This is a genomic window from Roseovarius pacificus (genome assembly GCF_900142665.1).
Taxonomy (GTDB): Bacteria; Pseudomonadota; Alphaproteobacteria; order Rhodobacterales; family Rhodobacteraceae; genus Roseovarius; species Roseovarius pacificus.
The window spans coordinates 896,045-919,392 of record NZ_FRBR01000001.1 but is presented as its reverse complement, the minus strand read 5'-3'; the positions used below and the strand labels follow the sequence as shown (position 1 = coordinate 919,392).

Genomic DNA, 23,348 nt, shown 5'->3' with positions numbered 1-23,348 from the left:
CCCTTTGCTCAGTCGAGCGGGCTTTTGCCTTGCAGGCGCAAGAACAGGCTTTCTTCATCGTTGTTGCGGAAGAATGGCACAGAGGCGGGGGGCGACGTATCCTGGGCCCGCGCCGAGATTTCCGCGAGAACGACCTCGGTGATAAACGGAAGGTCGAATTCCCGCGCGCGGGCCAACGGTATCCATTGCAGGTGAGAAAGCTCGTCACAGGCGCCTGAGAAATCATCGAGGTCGCTTGCGATCTCGTCAGCGTCGATCAGGAAAAACCGCGCATCAAACCGGCGGGGCCGCCCCGGCGGCGTGATCGCACGGAACACGAATTGCAACGCGTGGGCCGAGGGCATGAAACCCTGCGCGGCAAAGCCGGCCCAGTCCCGTGGCGCTTTGGCCGGCCATTCGCCGGGAGCGCCCAGGATCAGGCCCGTTTCCTCCCATAATTCGCGAATTGCGGCAGCGGCCAGGGCATGGCCGATATCCGCATTGCAGTCTTCGGTCAGGCGCTTGGCGCACAGTGCGGGCAGGGCACGCGCCAGGGGGATGGTTGCATCATCGGGATCGACCGCTCCGCCGGGAAAGACGAACTTGTTGGGCATGAACGCTGCTTTGGAACCGCGCTGTCCCATAAGCACATGGGGATCGTCCATGCGGTTGCGAAGAGCGATCACCGTGGAGGCATTTCGGATGGCGGATTTGTCGACAGCGTTCATGATAACCCATTTCAGATTGCGAAAAGGGTCAAGCGGTGTTTCCGAACCCGTGCATCTGCCGGGCCCACTGGAACGCCACGATCATCCCTTTCAATCGTGGCAGAAGGTATAGCGAGAGTGTGACACATCCAACCGCGAAAATGGTGAACAGCACCAGGGGCTCGGGGCGCCACATCACGAAGGACACATGGAGCAGCGGCGCCATCAGGTGACCGACCAAGAGGATTGTCAGATAGGCGGGGCCGTCATCGGCACGATGGTGGCTCAGATCTTCGCGGCAGACTGCACAGGTCTCTCTTACTTTAAGATAACTTTGCAGCAGCGGGCCGCTGCCGCAATTGGGGCATTTACGGCGAAAACCCTTGCGCAATGCGGGCCACAAATCACGTTCGGTTCGATTAATAGTCTGATCAGTCATAACGTCCCTCGGGTAACGAATCCTGAGAAGATGGGGTATTTACCCGAAGATATGAAGACGGGAGGTTGTCCTTGCGTCCCGATGTCGCAAATTTCCCTGGCATTCACGCATCCGTGAAGTCAATGCGCAACTTTTTTCGACGGAATTGAGCATGGCCCGCGTTTGACAGGGTGAAATGGCCTGCGGGCACGTTTCGAAACGAGACAAACGTGAAGGAGATTTTTCATGAAACGCACGTACCTGATGACTGGCGCTGCCCTGGCCTTTGTGGCCGCAACCTCGGGTTTCGTCATGGCCCAGCAAAACGGCACGGGCAACGGTCCCGCTGGCCCGGCCTTCAATTTCGAAGAACTGGATACGGATGGCGATGGCAAGATCACCGCCGAAGAGATGTCAACGCGTGCGGAGACACGTTTTGGCGAAGCGGACACCGATGGCGATGGCAAACTGTCAGCCGAGGAAATGGCTGAACGCATGCGTGCTCAAATGGCCGAACGCATGGCGCGCCGTGCGACTCAGATGATCGAGCGTATGGATCGCGATGGCGATGGCATGCTGAGCCTTGATGAAATGCGCGGGGATCGTATGGGTCGGATGATGGAGCGTGCCGACACGGATGGCGATGGTGCGATTTCGAAAGAAGAGTTCGAAGCCATGGGCGACAAGCGCAAGGCGTATCGCAAAGCACGCAGCGGCGAAGGGAGGCAGGGCCGCATGCATGGTCGGAGCCAGTGCGGCGGCATGAAAGGTGCGGGTCGCCATGGTGGCATGCACAAAGGCGGGCATCATGGTCATGGGCAGGAGATCCATTATCACTATCACTATTATGGCGATAGTCACGGAATGAAACCCGGTCAGGGTCAACAGAAGGGCCGGGGTAACCAGTGATCTTTTGCTCCGGGGGCGGGGTGGCGTATGATCTGCCGCCCCATCCCGGTTTTTTCCCATTGTCGGCGGCGGTGGACCGGCTCAGACTGTGGTGCAGGACAAGGGACATGCCGCTGGACATGATGAGCGATATACCGGATGAGGCCTTGTTAGAGCGTTTCGCTCGTGGCGATGCGGCGGCGGCACGCGCGCTGACAATGCGATTGACGCCGCAGGTCATGGCCCACGCCTATCGTTTGTTGGGCAATCACGCCGAGGCCGAAGATGTCAGTCAGGAGGCGATGTTGAGGCTTTGGAAAATCGCGCCTGAGTGGCGCAGGGGCGAAGCGCGTATCACGACCTGGCTGTACCGCGTGGTTGCCAATTTGTGCGTTGACCGTTTGCGCCGGATACAGGGGGAATCTCTGGAGTCCGTGCCCGAGCCTCAGGATGAGCGCAAGGGCCCCGCGGAAACGTTGCAGGGGGCTGAACGCGCGCAGGCTTTGCAGGTGGCGCTTGGTCATTTGCCCGCGCGGCAAAGACAGGCAATTGTTCTGCGCGACCTTGAAGGGCTGGCCAATCCCGAGGTCGCGGAAATCATGGAAACCAGCGTCGAGGCCGTGGAAAGCCTGCTGGCCCGAGGCCGCAGAGGTTTGGTGGCGGATCTGGCCGGGCGACGCGAAGAACTGGGATTTGGCGATGCGTGAGACGGATAAACATAATGCTGACCGGGTGCTGGAAACCTATTTCGAAGCTGCCCGCAAGGACTGTCGTGCGCCTTCATCCGAGTTGATGGCCCGGATCCTGGCGGATGCGGCCGATGTGCAGGCCGGATTTCCCGTGGCCCGAGCATCCGGCGTGCGCGTGGGCGGGTTTGTCCGGCAACTGGTGCAGGGATTGGGCGGCTGGCCCGCTGTAGCTGGTCTCGCCGCAGCGGTCGTCACGGGACTATGGATCGGAATGAGCCAGTCATCGGCATTGATCGCCTATGCCACTACCTATGACGAGCCGGACGAAGCATTGTACCTTGTGGATCTATCTGCCGACGCCCTGTTCGAGCTTGATGAAGGAGCATTGTGATGGGCGTGAGCGGCAACGAAACCAAGGTCGGCAGCGGGCGGTGGATGCGTTTGATTCTCGTGGCATCTCTGGCCTTGAACCTGCTTGTGGTCGGGGCGGTCGGTGGCGTTTTGATCATGAGCGGAGGTAAACATCCGCACCATGTGCCGGGCTTTGACAGGGCGGGTGGGCCAATGACACGGGCGCTGAGCCATGAAGATCGGCGTGAGATCGGCCGGCAAATGCGTGCAGCCTATCGCGATGGCAGACCGGGCCGGACGGCACAGCGCGAGGCGTTGGACGGGCTGATAACGGCGCTGCGGGCCGATCCGTTTGAGCGTGCGGTCGTTCAGTCCCGTATGTCGGAAATGCGCAATCTGATGCGGGATCGCCTTGAACTGGGAGAGACCCTGCTTCTGGATCGTCTGGAAGCCATGTCACCGCAGGAACGTGCAGAGTATGCGGATCGTCTGACCGAGAGTAACCGCCGCCGCTGACACCCTTTTCAAGGTGTATCCGGTGCCATCAGGCCGCGGTTCGCGGCCCGAAGGTCACCGTGTCGCGCCCGATTGATTTCGAGCGGTAGAGCGCACGGTCCGCTTCGTCCAGGAGGGTATGCGCATTGGGTTTGGCGCCATCTGGCAAAGGATGCCCCAGCATGACGCCAATGCTGACGGTCACCGTTACCGGAGGCGCTCCGGCCACGGTATGGACAGGGCATTTACGCACCGTGTCGCACAGGTGGCTGGCCAGTTCCCGCGCCGCTGCCGGGGAACTGTTTGGGACGACGATCAAAAATTCCTCACCGCCGATGCGGGCGATCATGTCATCTGGTCGGAGGCAGGATTTCAGAATGCGCGCGACATGATTGAGCACTGCGTCGCCTGCTGCATGCCCGTAGCGATCATTGACCAGTTTGAAATAGTCCAGATCGGCGACCATCACGGCGTAGCTGCGATTTTCGCAATGGGCCGCGTCGATCAGCTTGTCGAGATAAGGCAGGGCGTACCGGCGATTATAGAGGCCGGTCAGAGGATCGACCATCGCGGCCTTCAGACTGTGCCGCAGGTGTTTGCGCATCGATTCCGCACAGCGCATTTCGTTTACTTGCCGGTCGATCCGCAACGCCAGTTCTCGCATATCCTGCATGTCTTGCATGGCGTCATCGGCTCCCAGGTCCAGTGCGCTGGCCATTTGCTCCGAGGCATCCGGTGCAAGTACAACCATGACCGGGCGGTGACGGCTGTGAGGCGCGGCGCGCAATTTGGTGATCAGACCGCGCATTTCATCGGCATTGGAGGCACTGACCCAAAGCAGATAAACATCCGGTCCCTCGCCCGGACCGGGCGAGGACAATGCGCCTTCGGGATCGAGAGACATCACCCGATGTTGGCTCATTGCCCGCAAATCGTTCTGAAATTGCAGGGTAGCGGTATTCCTGCCAGATACCAGGCCGATCCGGCCAGGTATCCTGAAGCGCCCGGAGGCTTCGGAAAACCCGAATTCGTTTGCGCCTTCCAGATGCATGCGCATGTCGCGTGCGGCCTGATGCTGACGCAACAAGCTGCGCAGGCGAGCCAGCAGGACCTGTTCTTCAACCGGTTTGACCAGAATGTCCGCCGCCCCCCCCTTGAGTGCGTCCAGCCGTGTTTGTGAATTGTCTTCTGTCAGGAACATGATGGCCGGAGGGGTCTCCCGCCCCAGCCGCCCCTTCAGGGCCGTCAGAAAATCCGATCCGCGTTGGTCGGGAAGTTGGGCAGACAGCAGGATCAGGTCGGGGCGTTCCCGTTGAGCAAGCGACAGGGCGTCGGCCCCGTTGGCGGCCTGGATCACTTCGTAATATGCTGTGGCCAGCTTGACCTTGAGGACGATCCTGTTCGTCGCCAAACCGTCCACCACAAGGATTTTCCCTGACATGGCATGTCGCCTTTCGGACTTGCTCTTTTTGTTTGCTCGACTATCCCTGTCAGAGGTTAAGAAAACCTTTCCGGGAATTAACGCTTTTGGCACTTACGCAGGAAACCGCTCAAACCGTTGCATTGCAATGTCTGACCTGGCTGGCGGGAAATAACGAATTGCTTCCCGTCTTTATGGGGGCCACCGGCGTATCCGAAGCGGATATGCGCGAAGGCGCGCAGAACCCCGAGTTTCTTGGCTCGGTCCTGGATTTTGTCCTGATGGACGATGCCTGGATCGTCTCCTTTTGCGAGGCGCAGGGCATTGCGGCGGATATTCCGATGCGCGCCCGGATGGCATTGCCGGGTGGAGAGCAGGTGAACTGGACATGACTTTGAACACTCAGATTTCGTCAATGAGGGTTGACGGTGTTCTGTTCGACAAGGACGGCACGCTGTTCGATTTCGGCGCAACATGGAATACCTGGGCGGCGGGGGCGATCCGGGAACTGGCGCAAGATCAGCCGGACCTGATGGAGCGTATCGCGCAAGCGCTGGAATTCGACCTGCTTGAGACCCGGTTTCACCCGACGAGCCCGATTATTGCCGAAACCAATCGCGAGGCTGCGGAACGTCTGGTGCGGGTTTTGCCCGGTCAATCCGTGGAAGAGATCGAGCATTTTCTGATGCATAGCTCCACCGATGCCCCCTTGGCTCCTGCGGTGCCGTTAACACCGTTCCTGCAAGGTTTGTCGGCGCGGGGGCTCAAACTGGGGGTCATGACGAACGATACCGAGTTCGGCGCCCGCAGCCACCTGCGGACGGCAGGCATCGAGGGACATTTCGATTTTATTGCCGGGTTCGATTCCGGGCATGGGGCCAAGCCCGATCCTGACCCGTTGCTGGCGTTCGCCCGCGAGATGCAGCTTGCGCCCGCGCGGGTGGTCATGGTGGGCGACAGTGCTCATGATCTGGTTGCGGGGCGCGCGGCGGGCATGCAGACGGTGGGCGTTCTGACCGGCATGGCCGGGCGCGATGAACTTTCCGCGCTTGCAGATGTCGTTCTGCCCGATATCGGGCATCTGCCCGCCTGGATTGTTGCGTGACACACCACCCGTATTATGGTTTGGGTCTGGCAGCGGTCGGAACCCTGGTTCTGACCCCGGATTCCCTGTTCATGCGTTTGTCGCAAATGGACGGCTTCCAGATGACCGCCTGGCGTGGTCTGCTGATGGGGGCGGTGATGATTGCGCTTTGGGCGTGTTTCGGGCGTGACCGGGGCGGCGATATGCGCCACCTGTTCAGTAAACCCGGCGCGATCATCGTGGCCTGCCAGTTTTTCAATTCGCTGTTGTTTTGCCTCGCTATTGCAGTGGCGCCGGTGGCGGTGGTGTTGTTCGGGCTGGCGACAGTGCCGGTTTGTGCCGCAGTGTTGGCGTGGTTGATTTCGGGTGAACCAACGCGCGCGGCGACATGGCTGACAATTGCTGCGGTGATCACGGGAATCCTGATTGCCGTCACGGGTGGTGAAGGAGACGAGGTGCGCCTGAACCTGCATGCGCTGATCGGGGCAGGGCTTGGCCTTGGGGTGGCGCTTGTGCTTGCTCTGAATTTTGTCGTTCTCCGGGCGCGTCCGCAATTGCCGATCTTGCTGGTGATCGGCGCCGGCGCTTTTCTGGCGGGGATGTTCGGATTGATCGTGACGGGACCTGCCCGGATGTTGGACGGGCAGGTTTGGGCGATGGCCGTGACGGGTATGCTGGTGTTGCCCTTGTCGTTCTTTCTTTTGTCTCTGGCGTCGCGTTACACGCATGCGTCCAATGTCAGCTTGCTGATGCTGTTGGAAACCGTTCTTGGGCCGCTTTGGGTCTGGTTGGGTGTCGGGGAAAAGCCAACACTGGCCATGCTGGTTGGCGGTGTGATCGTGGTGAGCAGTCTGGCGCTTTACATTTTTCTGACCGGACGGTCGCGCCGGAAGTGCCTGGCCTGACGCTCGGCTATTTCATCTTATACAAAAACGACAGGATCGGTCGCAAAGCGGCAAACCTGTAGGGGCGCTCAGTGTTTCCATAGGTGGAACCACAAGCGGAGAGCCCCATGGCAGAAGCACCAAAACGCAGGAAGCGCAGCGGCGGACGGGCAGGAAATGCACAACGGCGCGGTGGAGCGGTGATCGAACAGATGCCGTGGAACCCGCCGATCAATATCGACCGGCCGATCGAACCTCTGAGCCATGAGGGCGTGGAGGCCATTCATAACGGCGCGATGCAAATCCTTGAAGAAATCGGCATCCAGTTCCTTCATGAAGAGGCTGTCGAGATCCTGCGCGGTTCGGGCGGATGCACGATCAATGGCGAAAACGTGTGTATGGGCCGCGATTTCGTGATGGAGATGATCGGCAAGGCCCCGTCCGAATGGACGATCACACCGCGCAACCCTGACCACACACTGACGATGGGCGCGCGGCATATCAATTTCGGCAACGTGTCCTCGCCCCCCAGTTATTGGGACATGAAATTAGGCCGCAAGGTGACGGGTACGCGGGAAATGTGCCGTGACCTGCTCAAGCTCAGCCAGTTTTTCAATTGTATCCACTTCGTCGGCGGTTATCCGGTCGAGCCGCAGGATATTCACGCCAGCGTGCGGCATCTGGACGTTCTGTATGACAAGCTGACACTGACCGACAAGGTCGCCCATGCCTATTGTCTGGGCAAGGAGCGGGTCGAGGACGTGATGGAGATGGTGCGCATCGCGGGCGGTTTGAACGAGGAAGAGTTCGAGGCCCGCCCTCACATGTACACCAACATCAACTCGACCTCGCCGCTCAAGCACGATTACCCGATGCTGGATGGCTGGATGCGGATCGCGCGGCGCAATCAGGGATTGGTCGTGACGCCCTTCACACTGGCCGGGGCGATGGCGCCGGTGACCATGGCCGGGGCGGTGGCGCAATCCCTCGCCGAAAGCCTGTGTGCCGTGGTGCTGGCGCAGGTGATCCGGCCCGGTGCGTGCTGTGCGATCGGAACGTTCACCAGCAATGTGGACATGAAATCGGGTGCGCCGGCGTTCGGGACGCCGGAATATATGCGAGCCACGCAAATGACCGGGCAACTGGCGCGGTTTTACGGGCTGCCGATGCGTGCCAGCGGGGTCTGTGCGGCCAATGTGCCGGATGGGCAGGCGATGTGGGAAACCTCGAACAGCCTGTGGTCGGCGGTGCAGGCGGGCGCCAATATGGTCTATCATTCGGCCGGATGGCTGGAGGGCGGGCTGATCGCCAGCCCGGAGAAATTCGTGATGGATTGTGAAATAATACAGCATATTCAGAGGTATATGGACTCTGCGATCATGGCGACGGGCCCGGACGACATCGCGGTCGAGGCGGTGCGCGAGGTGGGGGATCAGGGGCATTTCTTCGGCATCCAGCATACCCAGGATCGTTATACCACCGCGTTCTATCAACCCTTCCTGAGCGACTGGCGCAATTACGAGGCATGGGAGGCGGCGGGCGGCGTCTGGACGGCGCAACGGGCCCATCAGATCTATCAGGAGATCATCGCCGAATTCGTGGCGCCGCCAATGGACGAGGCGATCCGGGAAGAGCTGGAATCCTTCGTCGAGCGCCGCAAGGCCGAGGGGGGAGCGCCAACCGATTTTTGAGCCGAAACCGGCATCTGTATAACGTCGGTATCGCGTCGGTATTGTGTCGGTGTCCTCCCGCCCGCTCTCGCGACATGGGTGGGGCAGTTGATAGAAGGGGGCTTGTGGACAGGGCAGGAGCACCCGGCGGGCGTATTGGAACCTGACCAATCGGAGATCACTCCGTCGGCGCGTCGAGCCAGTGGCGGCAGAAATGATCGACCGCGGCGTAGGTCAGCAGGGTAAAGACGGCTAGGGCGATGGTTGTGGCGAACATCAGGTCCACCTTGACGCGCCCGAGGGCCAGCAGGATCAGGTAGCCGAGCCCTTGCGATGCGCCGACCCATTCGCTGATGATCACGCCGATGGGGGCATAGACGGCGGCCAGGCGCAGGCCAGAGGCGAGGCCGGGCAGGGCGGCTGGAATGCGGATGTGCCACATGACCCGCCGTCGATTTGCACCCATCACCTGTGCCAGATCCAGCCACGGCACGGGCGTGCGCATCAGAGCGTCGAAAAAGGCCGATGTGACGGGGAAGTAGATGATCAGCAAGGCCATGATCACCTTGGGCCAGATGCCGTATCCCAGCCAGAGCGTCAGGATCGGGGCGAGTACGAAGACAGGGATCGCCTGACTAAACACCATCATCGGGCGCAAAAGGGTCTGCGCCAGCGGCGAAGAGGCCAAACCGATGGCCGACAGCGCCCCAAGCGCCGCACCAAGCACAAGGCCAAGAAGCACTTCGCCCATGGTGTAAAGCGAGTGATGGGCGATCTGCCCCCGTGCGGTCCAGAGGGTTTCGGCCACGTCCCACGGGGCGGGCAGGATGTAGGAGGGCGGCACAGTCAGCGTGACGACCGCCTGCCAGAGGGCCAGACCGAAAACCGTCGAAGCAAGGATTGAAAGCCAGTTCTTCATGGGGATGGGAAACCGGACTGCGCCGCATCGAAGAAGCGGCGCTCAAGGGTTACGGCATGGCGGAAGGTGGTTTCGACGGCATGTTTTGCGTCGTCGTCCAGTGTGTGCCAGGCGCTATCAAGCTGACTGCGCAGATAGGCGACGACGCCTTCGAACCCCTCGCCGGAATGCAGCGTGATCCACTCCCCGAACCAGAAGGGCAGATCGGCGGCCTTGTCGGCATGGGGTGTGGCCCAGTCGAGATAACTCCACTCCGCCACCACCAGCACCGCAAGCATCTGCTCGTAGCGGCCCGAACGGGCCGCCTGTGCCATCAGCGCCTGAAACTCGGCGGTGATGGGCGCTGCGGGTGCGGGGGGCTCGCAGGTGCCGCCAAGCGCGTCGATTGCGCGCAGGAAATAGGTGTTCTCCGGTCCCGAAATCAGGCCGAGAAACTGGGCCGCCGGGATGGCATCGGGCAGGCTGGGAGCGTTGGCGATGGCCGAGGCCAGGAGGCGCACGAAACCGTCGATGAACAGGTGATCCTGTTGCAGATAGGCCAGCATCCTGTCGGCGGGCAATGTGCCGTCGGCCAGAGCGTCGGTGAACGGGTGCCGGGTGGCGGCTTGCCAGTCGTCGGCGGCAAGGGCGCGCAGATGGTCGGTGGGGCGCATGGGCAGGTATCCTTTGATCAGGCGGCACTGTTGCGCAGGCGGGTCAGCAAATCGGCCTGTGCGGTGAGAGTTGCGGGGTCGTCTATCGGGCGCGGCGTCGCGCCGGGGGGCGGAGCGAAGGGCGAAAGACCACCGGGCTCCATGATCAGGATCGTGTCGCCCAGCCGGGCGGCCTCGGTCGGGTCATGTGTGACCATGAGAACGGTGCGCCCTGCCAGCAGATCACAGGCGAGATCCTGCATTTGCGAGCGGGTGCGCGCATCGAGGGCGGAAAAGGGTTCGTCGAGCAGCACGATGGCCCGATCCTCCATAAGGGTTCGGGCGAGCGCCACGCGCTGGCGTTGTCCGCCAGACAACTGGCCGGGCGTTTTATGTATGTGATCGCTCAGCCCCACGCGCGCCAATACATCGGTCGCGCGGTGCCGGTCGGGGCGTTCCCCGCGCAGGCGCGCGCCCAGCAGGGTATTTCCCATCACATCGAGCCACGGCATCAGCAGATCGCTTTGCGCCATCAGTGCCAGTCGGCCCTGTAGGGGTTTGCCGTCCGAGGCGGCGATCTGCCCGTCAAGCGTGGTCACCCGATCCAGCCCTGCGACCAGGCGCAAGAGGGTCGTCTTGCCCACGCCGGAGGGGCCCAGGAGGCAGGTCCATTCCCCGCCCGCGACGGTCAGGTCGAGCGGGCCGAACACATGGGTGTCGCCGATCCGGGCGGTGCCCCGGACATGCAGGCCCGGAGATGTCATGTCTCAAGCCCCATGTCCCAGAACCCGACCTCGAGCCGGGTGGCCGTTGTGAACCTCTGGCACAGGTGGGGCCAGCGGGGGCTGTTTTGTGGCCTATCGCCCAAGCGGCGGGTGATGGCGGTGTCGATCAGGCTGCCTACATCGCGGCAGACCTGTTGGTATTCCTCGCCGGCATAGGTGCCGATCCACTCGGCGTAGGTGGTCGAGGTTTTTTCAGCGGCCAGCCGCGTGCCGATTTCCCCATACCCCATGACGCAGGGCGCAAGGGCGGCCAGCAAATCCAGAAAATCGCCCGAGTGCCCGGCATCCAGAACATAGCGCGTATAGGCGATGTTCTGCGGTTTTTCCTGCGCGGTGAACAGATCGGATTCCGAAAGCCCGGCTTCGGCGCAGGTCCGGATATGCAGGGCGAGTTCGTCATTGATCAACGCGTTCACCGTGGCCGCGGCCAGACGCATTTCATCCACGGTATCGGCCTTGGTCACCGCCAGGGCCCATGCGCGCGAGAAATGGATCAGGAACAGGTAATCCTGTACAAGATAATCCAGAAAGGCCGTGGGCGGCAGGGAGCCGTCGCGCAGTCCTTCGACAAAGGCATGACGCGTGTAGGCGGACCAGTGATCGCCCGCCGCCGTGCGCCAAGCCGTGAAAGTATCGCCATAGCCCGTCATTGTTCGTTCGGGTCCAGGGCGAGGGCGCTCACCGGCGGGGCGGTGTCGATCAAGCCGGCCTTTTGCAGGAAGGCGCCGAAATCGCGGTACCGCCCGTGATCCAGAGCCGCAGGGCGCAGGGCAAAGCGGGTCAGCGTATCGGCCCATGCCATGGCGTTCAGATCGTCCTGAAGGTCGGTCGAGGTGCCCGAGAAAACCTCCCAGCTTTCCTCGGGGTGGTTTACGATATATTGGGTGGCCCGTCCGGTTGCGCGCAGGAAACGCGCAATGGCGTCCATATCGGCCAGATCGGGATTGGCGACATAGATCAACTCGTCATAGGCGGGCACGCCCATTTCTTCCAGATACATGCAACGGCCTTCGATACCTTCCAGTTCCATCTGGTTCAGTTCGAAATTGCGGTAGGCCCCTAAAACGGCATCGACCTGTCCGGACATCAGCGAGGGCGACAGCGACCAGTTGACGTTGATCAGGTCGATGTCGTCCATGGTCAGGCCCGCATCGGTCAGAAGGGCGCCCAGAAGGGCCTCTTCCACGCCGGCGACGGAATAGCCCACCTTGCCGCCCTCGAGATCGGCGACCGACTTTATGGGGCCGTCCTCAAGCACCAGCAGGCAGTTCAGAGGGCTGGCCACGAGCGTGCCCACACGTTTGAGAGGCAGGCCCTCGGCGACCTGAAGGTGCAATTGCGGCTGGTAGGAAATCGCCAGATCGGCCTTGCCAGCGGCGGCCATCTTGGGGGGCGCGGACGGATCGGCGGGAGCGATCACCTCGACCTCTAGGTTCTCATCCGCGAAATAGCCCTGTTCCTGTGCGACGATGATCGGACCGTGATTGGGGTTGACGAACCAGTCCAGAACCAGCGTCAGCTTGTCCTGGGCCATGGCTGGTGCGGCCGTCAGAAGACTGGCCGCGAGTGCGAGAAGGCGTATCAAAGGGGCTCTCCTTTCGTGCGCGTTGCGGCCAGCCTAAGGAAGAGCGGGACAGGTGCGAGCGCCCTGTCAAATCTCCGTTCCCTCCGCCGGTGCTGACCGGATCAGGTTCGATGGGTTGACCAGAGGTCTCTCAGCCGCATGCGGCACCCCAACGGATGGCCGGACTGTAACAACGGTACTGTCCGGCGGCAAGCGGTCCGTTGGCGGGCGATAAAAATCCCGGCAATTGTATCTGTTGGCGGTACGTTAATCTTTGTGAGCGACGCTGCTGTCGATTGTAAGGGGTGTGTCATGCACGGGGTGATCAATCGCGCGGTGGAACGGTTCGTGCGCGATACATATGGGCGTGATGTCTGGCTGGACATCATGAGGCGGCTCGATCTTGGATTTAGCGAGTTCGAGGCGATGTTGAGCTATGATGCGCAGGTCACGCCCCGTTTGTTGGGAGCGGTTGCCGACAGGTTGAAAAAATCCCGTGATGAGGTGCTGGAGGATATCGGCACCTACCTGGTGTCTCATCCCAACATGGCTGCGGTCCGGCGTTTGTTGCGGTTCGGCGGTCCGACATTCCAGGAATTTCTGCATTCGCTTGACGATCTGCCCGAGAGAACGCGGCTCGCCATACCGGAACTGGCGTTGCCGGAATTGACGCTCGTTGATCATGGGGCGGATCGGTTCTGTCTCAAGGTGCATAATCCGGAGGCGGTGGATGTGGCGTTTGGCTATGTGGTGCTTGGGTTGTTGCGGGCTTTGGCCGATGACTATGGGGCACTGGTCATGCTGGAACACATGGGGGCGGCGGGGCATCAGGAAACGCTGGGTATCCATCTTCTGGCGACGGCGCATGGCGAAGGGCGGATCTTTACCCTTGGAAAGGCGGCGCCATGACTTTGGGCCCGACCGGAAATACCCTGATATTATTGCTGGATATGTTGTGCCCGATGCATGCGGTTCTGGGCATGTCCGGCCGTATTTTGCATGCCGGGCCGACATTGGCCAAGCTCTACGAGAACGGCGATCCGATCGACCGGAAGTTTCAGGACGCGTTCGAATTGCGCCGCCCGCACACCGATGGTTCGATGGCGGCATTGCGCGCGCTGGCGGGAGCAAAGTTGCATTTGCGTCTGTGCAACCCGCGCCAGACCGAGGTGAAGGGTATGCTGGTTCCCTTGCCCGACGACGGTGACGGACCGTTGAGCGGGGGGGCCGTGCTGAACCTGTCCTTCGGCATCGGACTTCAGGAGGCGGTGCACGACTTTGCCCTGACCGGCAGGGATTTCGCCGCAACGGATATGACCATCGAAATGCTGTACCTGATCGAGGCCAAATCGGTTGCGATGGAAGCCTCGTGCAACCTGAACAATCGGCTGCAAGGAGCCATGATCGCGGCAGAGGAGCAGGCCTATACCGATACATTGACCGGATTGAGGAACCGCCGCGCACTTGACGCGGTTCTGACCCGCCTGACAGAGAGCGAACGGGACTTCGCCCTGATGAATGTGGATCTGGATTACTTCAAGGCGGTTAACGATCGGTTGGGCCACGCAGCGGGTGATCGTGTGTTGCAGGCCGTTGCGCGGGCAATGGCTGCGGAAACGCGCAGAGCCGATATCATTGCGCGAATTGGTGGCGACGAATTCGTGGTGGTTCTGCCTGGTGTGGTCGATCATCACCGCGTTGGTGAGACCGCTCAGCGTTTAATCAAACGGCTTGAGCATCCGATCGCGTTGCAGAACGAGACGTGCCACGTGTCGGCCAGTATCGGTGCCGCGCTGTCCTGCGATTATCGCGTTCCATCCGGGCAGCGCATGATGGAAGATGCCGACCGGGCGTTGTACGCCGCCAAGGAGGGCGGTCGCGGGCGCCATGTCATTTATGCGCAGGAAACAGGTATATCCGGCCCAGACAGGTCAGGAGGTCACAAGTGAGGCCGTAAGATTCGGCTGCTAATAGGTCTGGGCGCGACGGATTTTGACCATCCGCCCGGCCTCGGCCATGGCGTCGCCCAAAGTCACGATTCCGGCAGATTTCATGACGTCCAGCATATGCACAAAGACCTCGGCTGTAGCGAAGGAATCGCCAAGCGCGGTATGCCGGTGTTCGGGTGGGATCGTGACCCCAAAGCGTTCTGCCAGCGCATCCAGCGTGTGTTGCCCGGTGTGATCGAACAGGGCGGCGGACAAAAGAACGGTGCACAGTGTGGGCTGATCGAAGGTCAGGCCGATACGGTCTTCCTTGAGGCGCAGAAACGCCATGTCGAAAGGCGCATTGTGAGCGACCAGAACAGCCCCCTCGCAATAGGCGTGAAAGCGGCGCCCGGCTTCGGCAATGTCCGGCGCGCCCCGCACCATTTCGTCGCTGATACCATGAATCCTGGTTGAGGCGGGTGGGATGGGGCGACCGGGATTGACGAATGTATCGAAGGCTTCGCCGCTCAGAATCCGGCCATTCACCACCCGGACGCCAGCGATTTGCACGATCTCGTCGCCTTCGCGGGGGGCGAGGCCGGTTGTCTCGGTGTCGAACACGACGAATTGCAGCTCGCTGAGCGGGGTCGTCGCCAGATCGCTGCCTGTGTCCTGCGCAGGCAGATTGAAATCATAGAATTCGGGGCGCGGCTGATCGGGTGTCAGGATCGGTGGCCCGGCTTTGGGCAGGGGCAGGACAATGCGGTTTTCGGCGCGGCTTGGATCGCTCCAGATTTCGGTGCGATGGCTTGCCAGAACGTCTCGCCCGGAATAATCGCCATAGCCTTCCGACAAAGGACGGCGCAGCCAGTTGTCCAGCATGCCGTCGGTTATATCGGGCCCTTGCCAGCCAAGGGTCAGCCACACTTCTGCTCCATGCGGCTCGGCGCTGAGGGTGATGTGGCTGCGGGTGCCGTCATCGCTCAGCCCCTCGATCACGCGGGCCAGAAGACCGGCGATTGCGAAGCCGTCGCACAACAGGAAATCGGCATGTCCCGTGGGGATCGCGCGGACCAGATCGTGTGCCGCCAGCGTGTCAAGGATATCGTCCACCGCCACCTGGGCCATGGGCCAGTGCGCGGGGATTTGTGCGCGGTATTTTTCACTGCTGTCGCGCAGGCACTGACACAGGCGGTTCATTTCCTCGCGCATGGCGTGCGACAGGCCTGTGGCTTGAGTTTTTGCCGTTTCGGGCTCGACCTCGGCGGCGTCCAGCAGGGCGGTGATTGCGGCGGCGTGCCGGCGGATTTCTTCAAGAAGGGTGTTGAACAGGTGATCTTGCGCGGCATGGCTGCGCAGATCGTCAGTGGCGTCGTGGAAAGTCAGCACATGGCCGACCGTTTCACCCTTGTGGCGCACCGGGCTCACACGCCCCATGACAAAGCGGCGGCCATCGGCGGTGGCCGAAAGGAATCGTTCGGAACTGCTATCGCCGCGCGCGTGTTTGGCCGTCAGCCGCTCGAGCGCGTGGAGCAGCGGCTCGCCACACAAAAAACGGTCGATTGGCCGGTTCAGCCCGATATCTCCCAACAATTCCTGAGCGACACGATTGTAGAGCATGATGCGCCGGTCGGATGTCAGTACGACCGTGCCTTCGGTCAGGTCGCGCAAGAGTGCCTCCAACAAGGCCTTTTCACGGTTGATGGCGGCAGTTTCATGTTCTACCGCCTCGCGCTGCGCCTGGCGTGCTTCGGCAAGGGCGGTATGGATGGCATCGGCGGCGGGGGCAAGCGCGCCCAGATGACGGGCCTGGCTCTGATCGATCCCCTGATCCACCTTGGCCCGCGCCCGGGTTTGCAGATCGGAGGCCAGCGCCAGAACCGGACGGGCGACATTTTCATCGAACAGGAAACCGATCCAGGCCGAGATGCCAAACAGGCCGAACGCGGCGATCAGCCCGGCGATGACATAGCCTTCGACCGGACCGCCATAGCGCGAATGCCCCAGCCAGAGCCCGCCCGCGATCAGGGCCGCCCCCGCCAGGGCGAGCGCGGCAAAGAACAAGGCAAATCGCAGTCTGAGGCCCAGCCGTTCACGCATGCGTATCCTTTCCCGTCAACTCGTCGATCAGGCTCAGCAGGTCCGAGGTTGGAAAAGGTTTGTTCAGGAAGGCGTCTGCCCCCATGGCCATGCCCTTGCGTTGTTCGGCCTGTCCGTTCCGGGCGCTCATCATCACGATCCTGGTGTCTTGCAAATGCGGTGTCTGGCGGATTGTCTGGCAGATTTCAAAGCCCGAGCGGTTGGGCAACAACACGTCCAGAAGAACCACAGCGGGGGGATTGTCGTTCAGCGCTGTCAACGCGGCATCCCCATCCGACACACGGTGCGTGGTGTAGCCATGGCGCGTCAGGATGATGTCAAGCGCGCGGGCGAAGTTGTCTTCGTCCTCGACGATGAGAACCGATTTATCCGCCATCGGTTTGGTCCTGTTGTCCATCGGCGCAGGCTGTCTCGAGCAATGTGCCGCTGCCTGTCACTTCGCGCCAGTCGGCGGCGGTGGGGTCAGCCAGCGCGGCATCGGTGACATCCGCGCGCTGCCGGTTGGCGCAATCCAGCAGTTGCGGCACCATTGCGGGCTGACGCCAGCGGGCAAAGACATAAAGATCGACCAGCTTGATCCGGGCCATGTCGGGGCGGGTTTTGATCCCGGCCCGATCCAGAACCGCAAGGGCGGTAACCTGCGGTTTGAGATAGGTCCAGGGTTTCCATATGGCGCGCTGTTCGATCCGCTGGACCACCACCATGCCGGGGGGCAGATCGGCGGTTGTGCGGTTTGCCCAGCTGTATTCCGACCAGATCGTGTAGCCGATCATCGTCAGTCCGGCAGCAACCGGCATGGCCCATTTGGGCAGCCGCCCCCCCGTCAGTTTGTTGATCAACAGGACGAGTCCGGCGGCGCCGACGGCGGCGGTAAAGGTGGCGATCAATTCCAGAAACATGCGCCTTCCTTTCCGTCAGGACGCGCGGCCAAGCGCGGATTGCATGGTTTTGATCACCATGAAGGCCTCGCGCAGGTGGTTGCGTTCGAGTTCCGACAATTGCGTGGGTGGCAGGAAATTATCGGGCTTCTGGTCCTTGCGTATCTGTTCGGCCTGATGGCGCAGGCGCGTTTCGGCGATCATATCGTAGGCGTCGATCAGGTCCATTGCGCCGGATGTGGAAATGGTACCGTGATCCGCTGCGGTTTTGAGGCGCTCACGGGTGTTGGCCACCTCAAATCCACCTTGCAATGAATAGATCCGCCCCAGATCGACCACCGGCACGACCCCGGAGTGCTTGAGGTCGATGGTGTTCTTGTGCTCGCCCGAACGGATCAGGGCGAAACCACGAAACAGGCTGAGCGGCGGCGTGTGTTTGAGCGAGTTGGAAATCATGTGCGCCACGAAGATCGAATTGCCCTTGGCCTGATCCAGTACTTCGCGCTGCAAGTCATCGAAAAGTGTGGCTTCACCGCTGATCGGGCGCAGGTCGAACATGACCGAGGCCAGCATCTGCGCCTCGGTGTCCGGTTCGTTGATCCAGCCGCGGAAATAGTTGCGCCAGACCTTGCGGGGCTGTCGCCAGCGCGGGTTGGTGGCCATCATGTCACCGGGGCAGTAGATGAATCCGCAGGTATTCAGCCCGTCCGAAACGAATTGTGCGAGCTGCGCGAAATAGGTGTCATGCTCGGGTTGGAACGCATCGTCGAGGATCAGGCAGTTGTCCTGATCGCTGACGCCCGTCTGTTCCTGCCGCCCTTGCGATCCACAGGCCAGCCACAGGTAAGGCACGGGCGGGGGGCCCAGTTTCTTTTCGGCCAGAAGCAGCAGGCGGCGGGTGATCGCATCGGTGATGTTGGTGATCCGGCGGGTAATCGCCTGATGCTTGATGCCCTCGCTGACCAGTTGGGTCAGCAGGGTGGGCACGCGTGTTATCACCTTCGCCATGCCTTCGGCGCTGTCGCATTGTACGATATCGGCGGCGATATGGCTCGCCGTGGTGGCCTGCTGGCGGATCAGGTCGGTTCGGGTGATCATTCCGACCACGCGCTTGCCCCTGGCCACCGGCAGATGGTTGAACTTGTGGTTGGCCAGCAGCATCAGCGCATCCAGCCCGAGAGCATCGGGCGAGATGGTGATGGGGTTCGGGGTCATGACCTGCGAAACGGGGATGTCGCCGTTCAGCCCTTCGGCCAGCACCTTGTTGGTCAGGTCATGCACGGTGACGATGCCCATGAGCGCCTTGCCATCCATGACCAGAAGCGAGGAAATCCCTTTGTCACGCATCGTTCCGGCGATGCTCTGCACCGTGTCACCGGGGGCGCACGAAAACAGGGACGTCACCATCAGGTCCGAGACCTGAAGCGCGGTCAGGCCCGTAGATTGCGCACCGCTGTCTTCTGCTGTGGTTGCGGGGCGCGGGCGAAACCATTCGGCGAAAACAGGGCTGTCGTCCAGCAGTGCGAGGAACCGTTTGGGTGGGATCAGCAGCAGGTCGGCGGTTTTCGTCACGCGGGCTCCGAGCAAGGCGTTGCCATCGCGCAGAAGGCCGCGTTCGCCCATGATGTCACCGGGGCCGCGTTGCGAAATCAGGTCGCCATTGGCGGATTCGATATCCAGCAGACCGCTTTCGACAAAGTAGAGCCCTTTCAAAGGCTCACCTTCGCGAAACAGGATGTCGCCGGGTTGGGCCGTGATATGCTCGATTTCACCGGCCATCACCGCGAGTGTTTCGGGCGGTAGCATGTCGAAGGGGGCGTGGCGTGTCAGGCTGTCCAGTATGGTGGATTGATCCTGTGACATGCGGGCCCTCCTGTGGTGGCTGCGCGAAAACCTTTATGGAACGCGCCCGCCGCATGGGGTGGCGGGGCGGGGAACATGTCCAGCTTAGCGGTGGACAGTTCCGTAGGGCAGGGGGCGCGTGGCCGCGCCCCCTGGTTTTGTGTGATCAGTGATCGGCGGTGGCTGCACCTGCGCCTTTCGGTATGCGGACGCTTTCCACCAGATCCTTGATTTCCTGCGGGGTCTCTTCGGTCATGTTGGCCACGATATAGGCCACAGCGAAGTTGATCATCGCACCGATCGCACCGAACGAGGTCGATTGGATCGTACCCAACAGCGGATCGGCATCCGTGAAGCTGTTGGTGTCGGGGATGAAGAACCAGCCCTTGTGCAGGAAGATATAGACCAGCGTGACAATCAAACCGGCCAGCATTCCCGCAACAGCGCCGCGGTTGTTGACCTTGGTCGAGAAGATTCCCATCATCAGTGCCGGGAAGATTGACGCCGCCGCAAGACCAAAGGCCAGTGCCACGGTTTGTGCCGCGAAGCCCGGCGGGTTGAGCCCCAGATAGGTGGCCACGACAATAGCAACCGCCATCGCGATCCGGGCGGCCAGAAGCTCGCCTTTCTCGGAGATGTTCGGGTTGATCTGACCCTTGATCAGGTCATGGCTGACCGCTGAGGAAATCGCCAGCAACAGCCCGGCAGCGGTGGACAGAGCGGCGGCAAGGCCACCAGCGGCCACCAGACCGATCACCCAGCTGGGCAGGTTGGCGATCTCGGGATTGGCAAGCACCAGGATATCGTGATTGAAGTTGGTCAACTCGTTGCCTTGCCAACCGTTTTCAGCCGCTTTTGCCTGCATGGCTTCGGATGCGTCATTGTAGTACTGGATTTTTCCGTCGCCGTTCTTGTCTTCCCAGTCCAGAAGGCCGGTTTTTTGCCAGGTGGCCATCCAGTCGTATTGGGGCTCGTTCTCGATCATTTGGATGGATACGGCCTCGTTATCCGTTCCGTTGGGCCACATCAACTCGGTGATGTTCAGGCGGGCCATCGCACCCACGGCCGGGGCCGTCAGGTAAAGAAGTGCGATAAAGACCAGTGCCCAACCGGCCGACCAGCGTGCATCGGCCACCTTGGGCACGGTGAAGAAACGCATGATCACGTGCGGCAGGCCGGCGGTGCCGATCATCAGCGACAGGGTGAACAGAACCATGTTCAGCGTGTCGGCGTGATGCGTGGTGTATTCGGCAAAGCCCAACTCGCTGATGATCTGGTCCAGCTTGGCCAGAAGCGGCTCACCGCTGGCGACGTGATCGCCGAACAGGCCAAGCGCCGGGATCGGGTTGCCCGTCAGTTGCAGCGAGATGAAGATCGCCGGGATCGTGTAGGCGAGGATCAGGACGCAGTACTGCGCCACCTGTGTATAGGTCACGCCCTTCATGCCGCCGAACACGGCGTAGGCAAAGACCACACAGGCGCCGATCAGCAGACCGGTGGTGTTGGAGACTTCCAGAAAGCGGCCAAAGGCCACGCCAACGCCGGTCATCTGGCCGATCACGTAGGTCACCGAGGCGACGATCAGGCAGATCACGGCCACAAGGCGCGCGGTCGGGCTGTAGAAACGATCGCCGATGAATTCGGACACGGTGAACTTGCCGAACTTGCGCAGATAGGGGGCCAACAGCAGCGCCAGAAGCACGTAGCCGCCGGTCCAGCCCATCAGGAAGCTGGAGTTGTCATAGCCGGTAAAGGCAATCAGGCCCGCCATCGAGATGAACGAGGCCGCCGACATCCAGTCGGCCGCGGTGGCCATACCGTTGGTGACGGGGTGAACGCCGCGCCCGGCGGCGTAAAATTCCGAGGTCGAGCCCGCACGGGCCCAGATCGCGATGCCGATGTAAAGCGCAAAGGACGCGCCTACGAACAGCAGATTGATAACAAACTGATCCATGATCTGCGCTCCTTACTCTTCACCGACGCCGTGTTCGGCATCGAGTTTGTTCATGCGCCACGCGTAGAAGAAGATCAGGCCAAGAAAGACCAGGATCGACCCTTGTTGCGCGAACCAGAACCCCAGATCGCTGCCGCCTACGGGGATGCCGGACAGCATCGGGCGCAGCAGGATGCCGAAGCCAAACGATACCAGGGCCCAGATGACCAGGCTCCAGACGATGAGACGCAAATTGGCGGACCAATATGCGTTCTTGGATGAGTTGTCGGACACTTTTCGTCCTCCCTTTTCAGTTTCCTCATGAGCGTGCGGGACAGTCCCGCACCCGCTCTCCCTCAGGTGGTCGCCATTTGCACGACCGATTTCATTTCCTTCGTGATCGCATCAATGGCTCTCATGGCGTCGATGCGATGCAGAACATTCTTGTCGTTGTAATAGGCAATCAGCGGTGCGGTTTGCGCGTGATACGCCTTGAGACGTTGAGCGACGGTTTCGGCGTTGTCATCAGCGCGGCGGGTCATTTCCGTACCGCCGCACCTGTCGCAAACCCCTTCGGTTTCGGGGCGTTTGAACCTGTCATGATAGCCTTCGCCACACTTGGCGCAGGTGTAGCGGCCCGAAATGCGGTCAACCATGGCATCGTCTTGGACCTCGAGGCTGATCGCCGCCGTGATGGACTGGCCGGTATCCTGCATAAGGGTATCCAGTGCCTCGGCCTGAACCGTGGTGCGGGGGAACCCATCGAGGATCACGCCCTTGGCGCAATCGGGTTCGGCCATGCGATCCCGCAGGATAGCGATCACGATGTCATCGCTGACCAGTTCGCCCGCTTCCATGACGGCTTTGGCCTTTTTGCCCGCCTCGGTACCCGCGGCCACGGCGGTGCGCAGAAGATCCCCGGTGGACAGCTGAATCAGGCCAAACGTCTCTTCCAGCTTGCGCGCCTGCGTACCCTTGCCCGCGCCGGGCGGTCCAAGCAACACGAGGTTGGCCGTGGTTTTCGATGTGGCTGTTCCGTCCATGGGGTCCTCCTCAGTCTGTTTCGCAGCCGGAGGTGATTTTGAACGCCGCATTGCAGCGGTCAGAGCCGGCAAGCCGCCATGCAGCCGCTGCAAGGCCATTGGGCGCATCTTGCAACAGATCGCCGCCAGCCGACCGGATCGGTGCTTTGGCCATATGTCCCCCTCCTGATATTGGTTCGTACTGCCGCGTCTCTCCCTCACGGCAATCGCAAACCGGTGTGTGAACGGGGTTTAGCATATTTTTGACAATTCTTTAAAATTATATTGTTTTCAGCGTATTATATGTAAAAAAGTTTTAATTTTGCTTTGTAAATTTGTGAAAAAAATTTCAACAAAGAGAATTTTTCAAGAATTTCAATATAGTGTGCTCAGTTTAGTATACAGATGTATGCCGTGAAGTGTGACTCTGTTTGCGCAAACAGAAGTCGATGCGCGACAGGGAAAGCGTGAATTGCGGCGTTGCGGCAAGCGTTATGGGATGTCGCGCGAATCGATTTCGCGGCATGGTTGATAACTGTCGGGCTGGCTGGGCGCGATTGGTGGCATAGATGTTCGTGACAGGTTAATCATGGGGCAATACAGGAAGGAAACTATGTATGAGTCTCGCCTATGTGATGACTGACGAGCCCGGAGCGACGGACAGGCTTCTGTGTGATTTCGCGGCTCTTTGCGCTGCCAGGGGCCGCCGGGCTGCCGGGGTTGTTCAGACCAATACGGATTGCACCGACTCGCGGCTTTGCGACATGGATGTCAGGGTTTTGCCGAATGGCGCAGTATTCCGGATATCGCAGTCGCTCGGGGCAAATGCGCGGGGGTGTCGTCTGGACCCGGCCGCGCTGGAGCAGGCGGTGGCTGCGGTCGAGGCCGGCCTTCCACACAGGCCGGATCTCCTGATCGCTAACAAATTCGGCAAGCACGAGGCCAATGGCCGCGGATTTCGAGACCTGATCGCACATTGCCTTGCCGATGGCATCCCGGTCCTGTTGGGCGTGAACCGTGGTAACCACGCTTCGTTCCTGAAGTTTTCCGGCGGGCTGGCCATGCAGCTTGACGCATCAGAGCAGGCTTTGGACAACTGGGCGCAGGAGGTGCTGCCGCGAGGCCCACACGCCGCCTGATCACATAGCGGGATCATCGAT

General features: G+C 61.1%; 27 protein-coding genes and 1 riboswitch. Of the genes, 11 read left to right on the top strand and 16 right to left on the bottom strand.

What is annotated here, in order from left to right; all coding sequences use genetic code 11:
• Positions 1-8: 8 nt before the first annotated feature.
• Together BUB53_RS04420 and BUB53_RS04415 are read right to left on the bottom strand one after the other, a co-directional pair.
• A complete protein-coding gene (locus tag BUB53_RS04420) occupies positions 9-707 on the bottom strand; it encodes an NUDIX hydrolase (protein ID WP_073033144.1) in 699 nt (232 codons plus the stop codon).
• A 28-nt stretch (positions 708-735) separates the two neighbouring features.
• Positions 736-1,125: a DUF983 domain-containing protein gene (locus BUB53_RS04415; protein WP_073033142.1), complete on the bottom strand. Its 390-nt coding sequence runs from the start codon at positions 1,123-1,125 to the stop codon at positions 736-738.
• 225 nt (positions 1,126-1,350) lie between these two features.
• On the opposite strand from BUB53_RS04415, the gene BUB53_RS04410 reads away from it, so the two are divergent.
• The 4 genes from BUB53_RS04410 to BUB53_RS04395 all read left to right on the top strand — a co-directional run bounded on the left by BUB53_RS04410 (position 1,351) and on the right by BUB53_RS04395 (position 3,548).
• Positions 1,351-2,013 (top strand): EF-hand domain-containing protein, encoded by a 663-nt coding sequence (locus BUB53_RS04410; RefSeq protein ID WP_073033133.1) that lies wholly within the window; start codon positions 1,351-1,353, stop codon positions 2,011-2,013.
• 107 nt (positions 2,014-2,120) lie between these two features.
• A complete protein-coding gene (locus tag BUB53_RS04405) occupies positions 2,121-2,699 on the top strand; it encodes an RNA polymerase sigma factor (protein WP_073033131.1) in 579 nt (192 codons plus the stop codon).
• The gene (locus tag BUB53_RS04400; protein WP_073033129.1) at positions 2,692-3,072 is read left to right on the top strand and encodes a hypothetical protein; all 381 of its coding nucleotides are present in this window, start codon (positions 2,692-2,694) and stop codon (positions 3,070-3,072) included. The genes BUB53_RS04405 and BUB53_RS04400 overlap by 8 nt, the downstream gene beginning before the upstream one ends.
• The gene (locus BUB53_RS04395; RefSeq protein ID WP_073033127.1) at positions 3,072-3,548 is read left to right on the top strand and encodes a periplasmic heavy metal sensor; all 477 of its coding nucleotides are present in this window, start codon (positions 3,072-3,074) and stop codon (positions 3,546-3,548) included. Before BUB53_RS04400 ends, BUB53_RS04395 begins: the two co-directional genes overlap by 1 nt.
• A gap of 28 nt (positions 3,549-3,576) precedes the next feature.
• Here the strand turns inward: BUB53_RS04395 and BUB53_RS04390 are convergent, their stop codons facing one another.
• A complete protein-coding gene (locus BUB53_RS04390; RefSeq protein WP_073033125.1) occupies positions 3,577-4,968 on the bottom strand; it encodes a diguanylate cyclase in 1,392 nt (463 codons plus the stop codon).
• Positions 4,969-5,054: 86 nt separating this feature from the next.
• Between BUB53_RS04390 and BUB53_RS04385 the strand changes: the two genes are divergently transcribed.
• The 4 genes from BUB53_RS04385 (at position 5,055) to BUB53_RS04370 (ending at position 8,606) form a co-directional block, all read left to right on the top strand.
• Positions 5,055-5,339: a DUF3572 domain-containing protein gene (locus tag BUB53_RS04385; protein WP_073033123.1), complete on the top strand. Its 285-nt coding sequence runs from the start codon at positions 5,055-5,057 to the stop codon at positions 5,337-5,339.
• Complete coding sequence (locus tag BUB53_RS04380; protein WP_229709436.1) at positions 5,336-6,052, top strand: HAD family hydrolase; 717 nt, start codon at positions 5,336-5,338, stop codon at positions 6,050-6,052. The genes BUB53_RS04385 and BUB53_RS04380 overlap by 4 nt, the downstream gene beginning before the upstream one ends.
• Positions 6,049-6,936: a DMT family transporter gene (locus tag BUB53_RS04375; RefSeq protein WP_073033119.1), complete on the top strand. Its 888-nt coding sequence runs from the start codon at positions 6,049-6,051 to the stop codon at positions 6,934-6,936. Before BUB53_RS04380 ends, BUB53_RS04375 begins: the two co-directional genes overlap by 4 nt.
• A 107-nt stretch (positions 6,937-7,043) precedes the next feature.
• Entirely contained in the window at positions 7,044-8,606 is a 1,563-nt protein-coding gene (locus tag BUB53_RS04370) for a trimethylamine methyltransferase family protein (RefSeq protein ID WP_073033117.1), read from the top strand.
• Between the two features lie 157 nt (positions 8,607-8,763).
• Here the strand turns inward: BUB53_RS04370 and BUB53_RS04365 are convergent, their stop codons facing one another.
• The 5 genes from BUB53_RS04365 to BUB53_RS04345 are packed head-to-tail and all read right to left on the bottom strand — an operon-like array spanning position 8,764 to position 12,455.
• Positions 8,764-9,504, bottom strand: a complete 741-nt coding sequence (locus BUB53_RS04365) for an ABC transporter permease (RefSeq protein WP_073033115.1) — start codon at positions 9,502-9,504, stop codon at positions 8,764-8,766.
• On the bottom strand, positions 9,501-10,157 hold the full coding sequence (locus BUB53_RS04360; protein ID WP_073033113.1) for a TenA family protein: 657 nt from the start codon (positions 10,155-10,157) through the stop codon (positions 9,501-9,503). Before BUB53_RS04360 ends, BUB53_RS04365 begins: the two co-directional genes overlap by 4 nt.
• Positions 10,158-10,174: 17 nt before the next feature.
• Positions 10,175-10,900, bottom strand: a complete 726-nt coding sequence (locus BUB53_RS04355) for an ABC transporter ATP-binding protein (RefSeq protein ID WP_073033111.1) — start codon at positions 10,898-10,900, stop codon at positions 10,175-10,177.
• Positions 10,897-11,571, bottom strand: coding sequence for a thiaminase II (gene tenA, locus BUB53_RS04350; protein WP_073033109.1), 675 nt, complete (start codon positions 11,569-11,571; stop codon positions 10,897-10,899). The genes BUB53_RS04355 and tenA overlap by 4 nt, the downstream gene beginning before the upstream one ends.
• The gene (locus BUB53_RS04345) at positions 11,568-12,455 is read right to left on the bottom strand and encodes an ABC transporter substrate-binding protein (RefSeq protein ID WP_373285760.1); all 888 of its coding nucleotides are present in this window, start codon (positions 12,453-12,455) and stop codon (positions 11,568-11,570) included. Before BUB53_RS04345 ends, tenA begins: the two co-directional genes overlap by 4 nt.
• A 112-nt stretch (positions 12,456-12,567) precedes the next feature.
• Positions 12,568-12,667: riboswitch (TPP riboswitch) on the bottom strand.
• 130 nt (positions 12,668-12,797) lie between these two features.
• On the opposite strand from BUB53_RS04345, the gene BUB53_RS04340 reads away from it, so the two are divergent.
• Both BUB53_RS04340 and BUB53_RS04335 read left to right on the top strand, forming a co-directional pair.
• On the top strand, positions 12,798-13,394 hold the full coding sequence (locus tag BUB53_RS04340) for a heme NO-binding domain-containing protein (protein WP_073033107.1): 597 nt from the start codon (positions 12,798-12,800) through the stop codon (positions 13,392-13,394).
• Complete coding sequence (locus BUB53_RS04335) at positions 13,391-14,434, top strand: diguanylate cyclase domain-containing protein (protein ID WP_229709441.1); 1,044 nt, start codon at positions 13,391-13,393, stop codon at positions 14,432-14,434. The genes BUB53_RS04340 and BUB53_RS04335 overlap by 4 nt, the downstream gene beginning before the upstream one ends.
• Before the next feature lie 18 nt (positions 14,435-14,452).
• On the opposite strand, the gene BUB53_RS04330 is transcribed toward BUB53_RS04335, so the two are convergent.
• From BUB53_RS04330 to BUB53_RS22710, 8 genes are all read right to left on the bottom strand, one after another.
• Entirely contained in the window at positions 14,453-16,513 is a 2,061-nt protein-coding gene (locus tag BUB53_RS04330; protein ID WP_073033105.1) for a 3'-5' exonuclease, read from the bottom strand.
• Positions 16,506-16,889, bottom strand: a complete 384-nt coding sequence (locus BUB53_RS04325) for a response regulator transcription factor (protein WP_073033104.1) — start codon at positions 16,887-16,889, stop codon at positions 16,506-16,508. Before BUB53_RS04325 ends, BUB53_RS04330 begins: the two co-directional genes overlap by 8 nt.
• A complete protein-coding gene (locus BUB53_RS04320; protein WP_073033101.1) occupies positions 16,879-17,412 on the bottom strand; it encodes a hypothetical protein in 534 nt (177 codons plus the stop codon). The genes BUB53_RS04325 and BUB53_RS04320 overlap by 11 nt, the downstream gene beginning before the upstream one ends.
• Before the next feature lie 15 nt (positions 17,413-17,427).
• Positions 17,428-19,254, bottom strand: a complete 1,827-nt coding sequence (locus BUB53_RS04315; RefSeq protein ID WP_073033091.1) for a DUF294 nucleotidyltransferase-like domain-containing protein — start codon at positions 19,252-19,254, stop codon at positions 17,428-17,430.
• Positions 19,255-19,399: 145 nt separating this feature from the next.
• On the bottom strand, positions 19,400-21,187 hold the full coding sequence (locus BUB53_RS04310) for a sodium:solute symporter family protein (RefSeq protein WP_073033089.1): 1,788 nt from the start codon (positions 21,185-21,187) through the stop codon (positions 19,400-19,402).
• Between the two features lie 12 nt (positions 21,188-21,199).
• Entirely contained in the window at positions 21,200-21,460 is a 261-nt protein-coding gene (locus BUB53_RS04305; RefSeq protein WP_073033087.1) for a DUF4212 domain-containing protein, read from the bottom strand.
• A 62-nt stretch (positions 21,461-21,522) separates the two neighbouring features.
• Positions 21,523-22,209 (bottom strand): adenylate kinase, encoded by a 687-nt coding sequence (locus tag BUB53_RS04300; RefSeq protein ID WP_073033085.1) that lies wholly within the window; start codon positions 22,207-22,209, stop codon positions 21,523-21,525.
• A gap of 10 nt (positions 22,210-22,219) precedes the next feature.
• Positions 22,220-22,363 carry a hypothetical protein gene (locus tag BUB53_RS22710; RefSeq protein WP_159437759.1) on the bottom strand — a complete coding sequence of 48 codons (144 nt, stop codon included), beginning with the start codon at positions 22,361-22,363 and terminating at the stop codon, positions 22,220-22,222.
• Between the two features lie 442 nt (positions 22,364-22,805).
• Here BUB53_RS22710 and BUB53_RS04295 point away from each other — a divergent pair, with 442 nt between their 5' ends.
• Complete coding sequence (locus BUB53_RS04295; RefSeq protein ID WP_073033083.1) at positions 22,806-23,327, top strand: DUF2478 domain-containing protein; 522 nt, start codon at positions 22,806-22,808, stop codon at positions 23,325-23,327.
• Positions 23,328-23,348 lie beyond the last annotated feature (21 nt).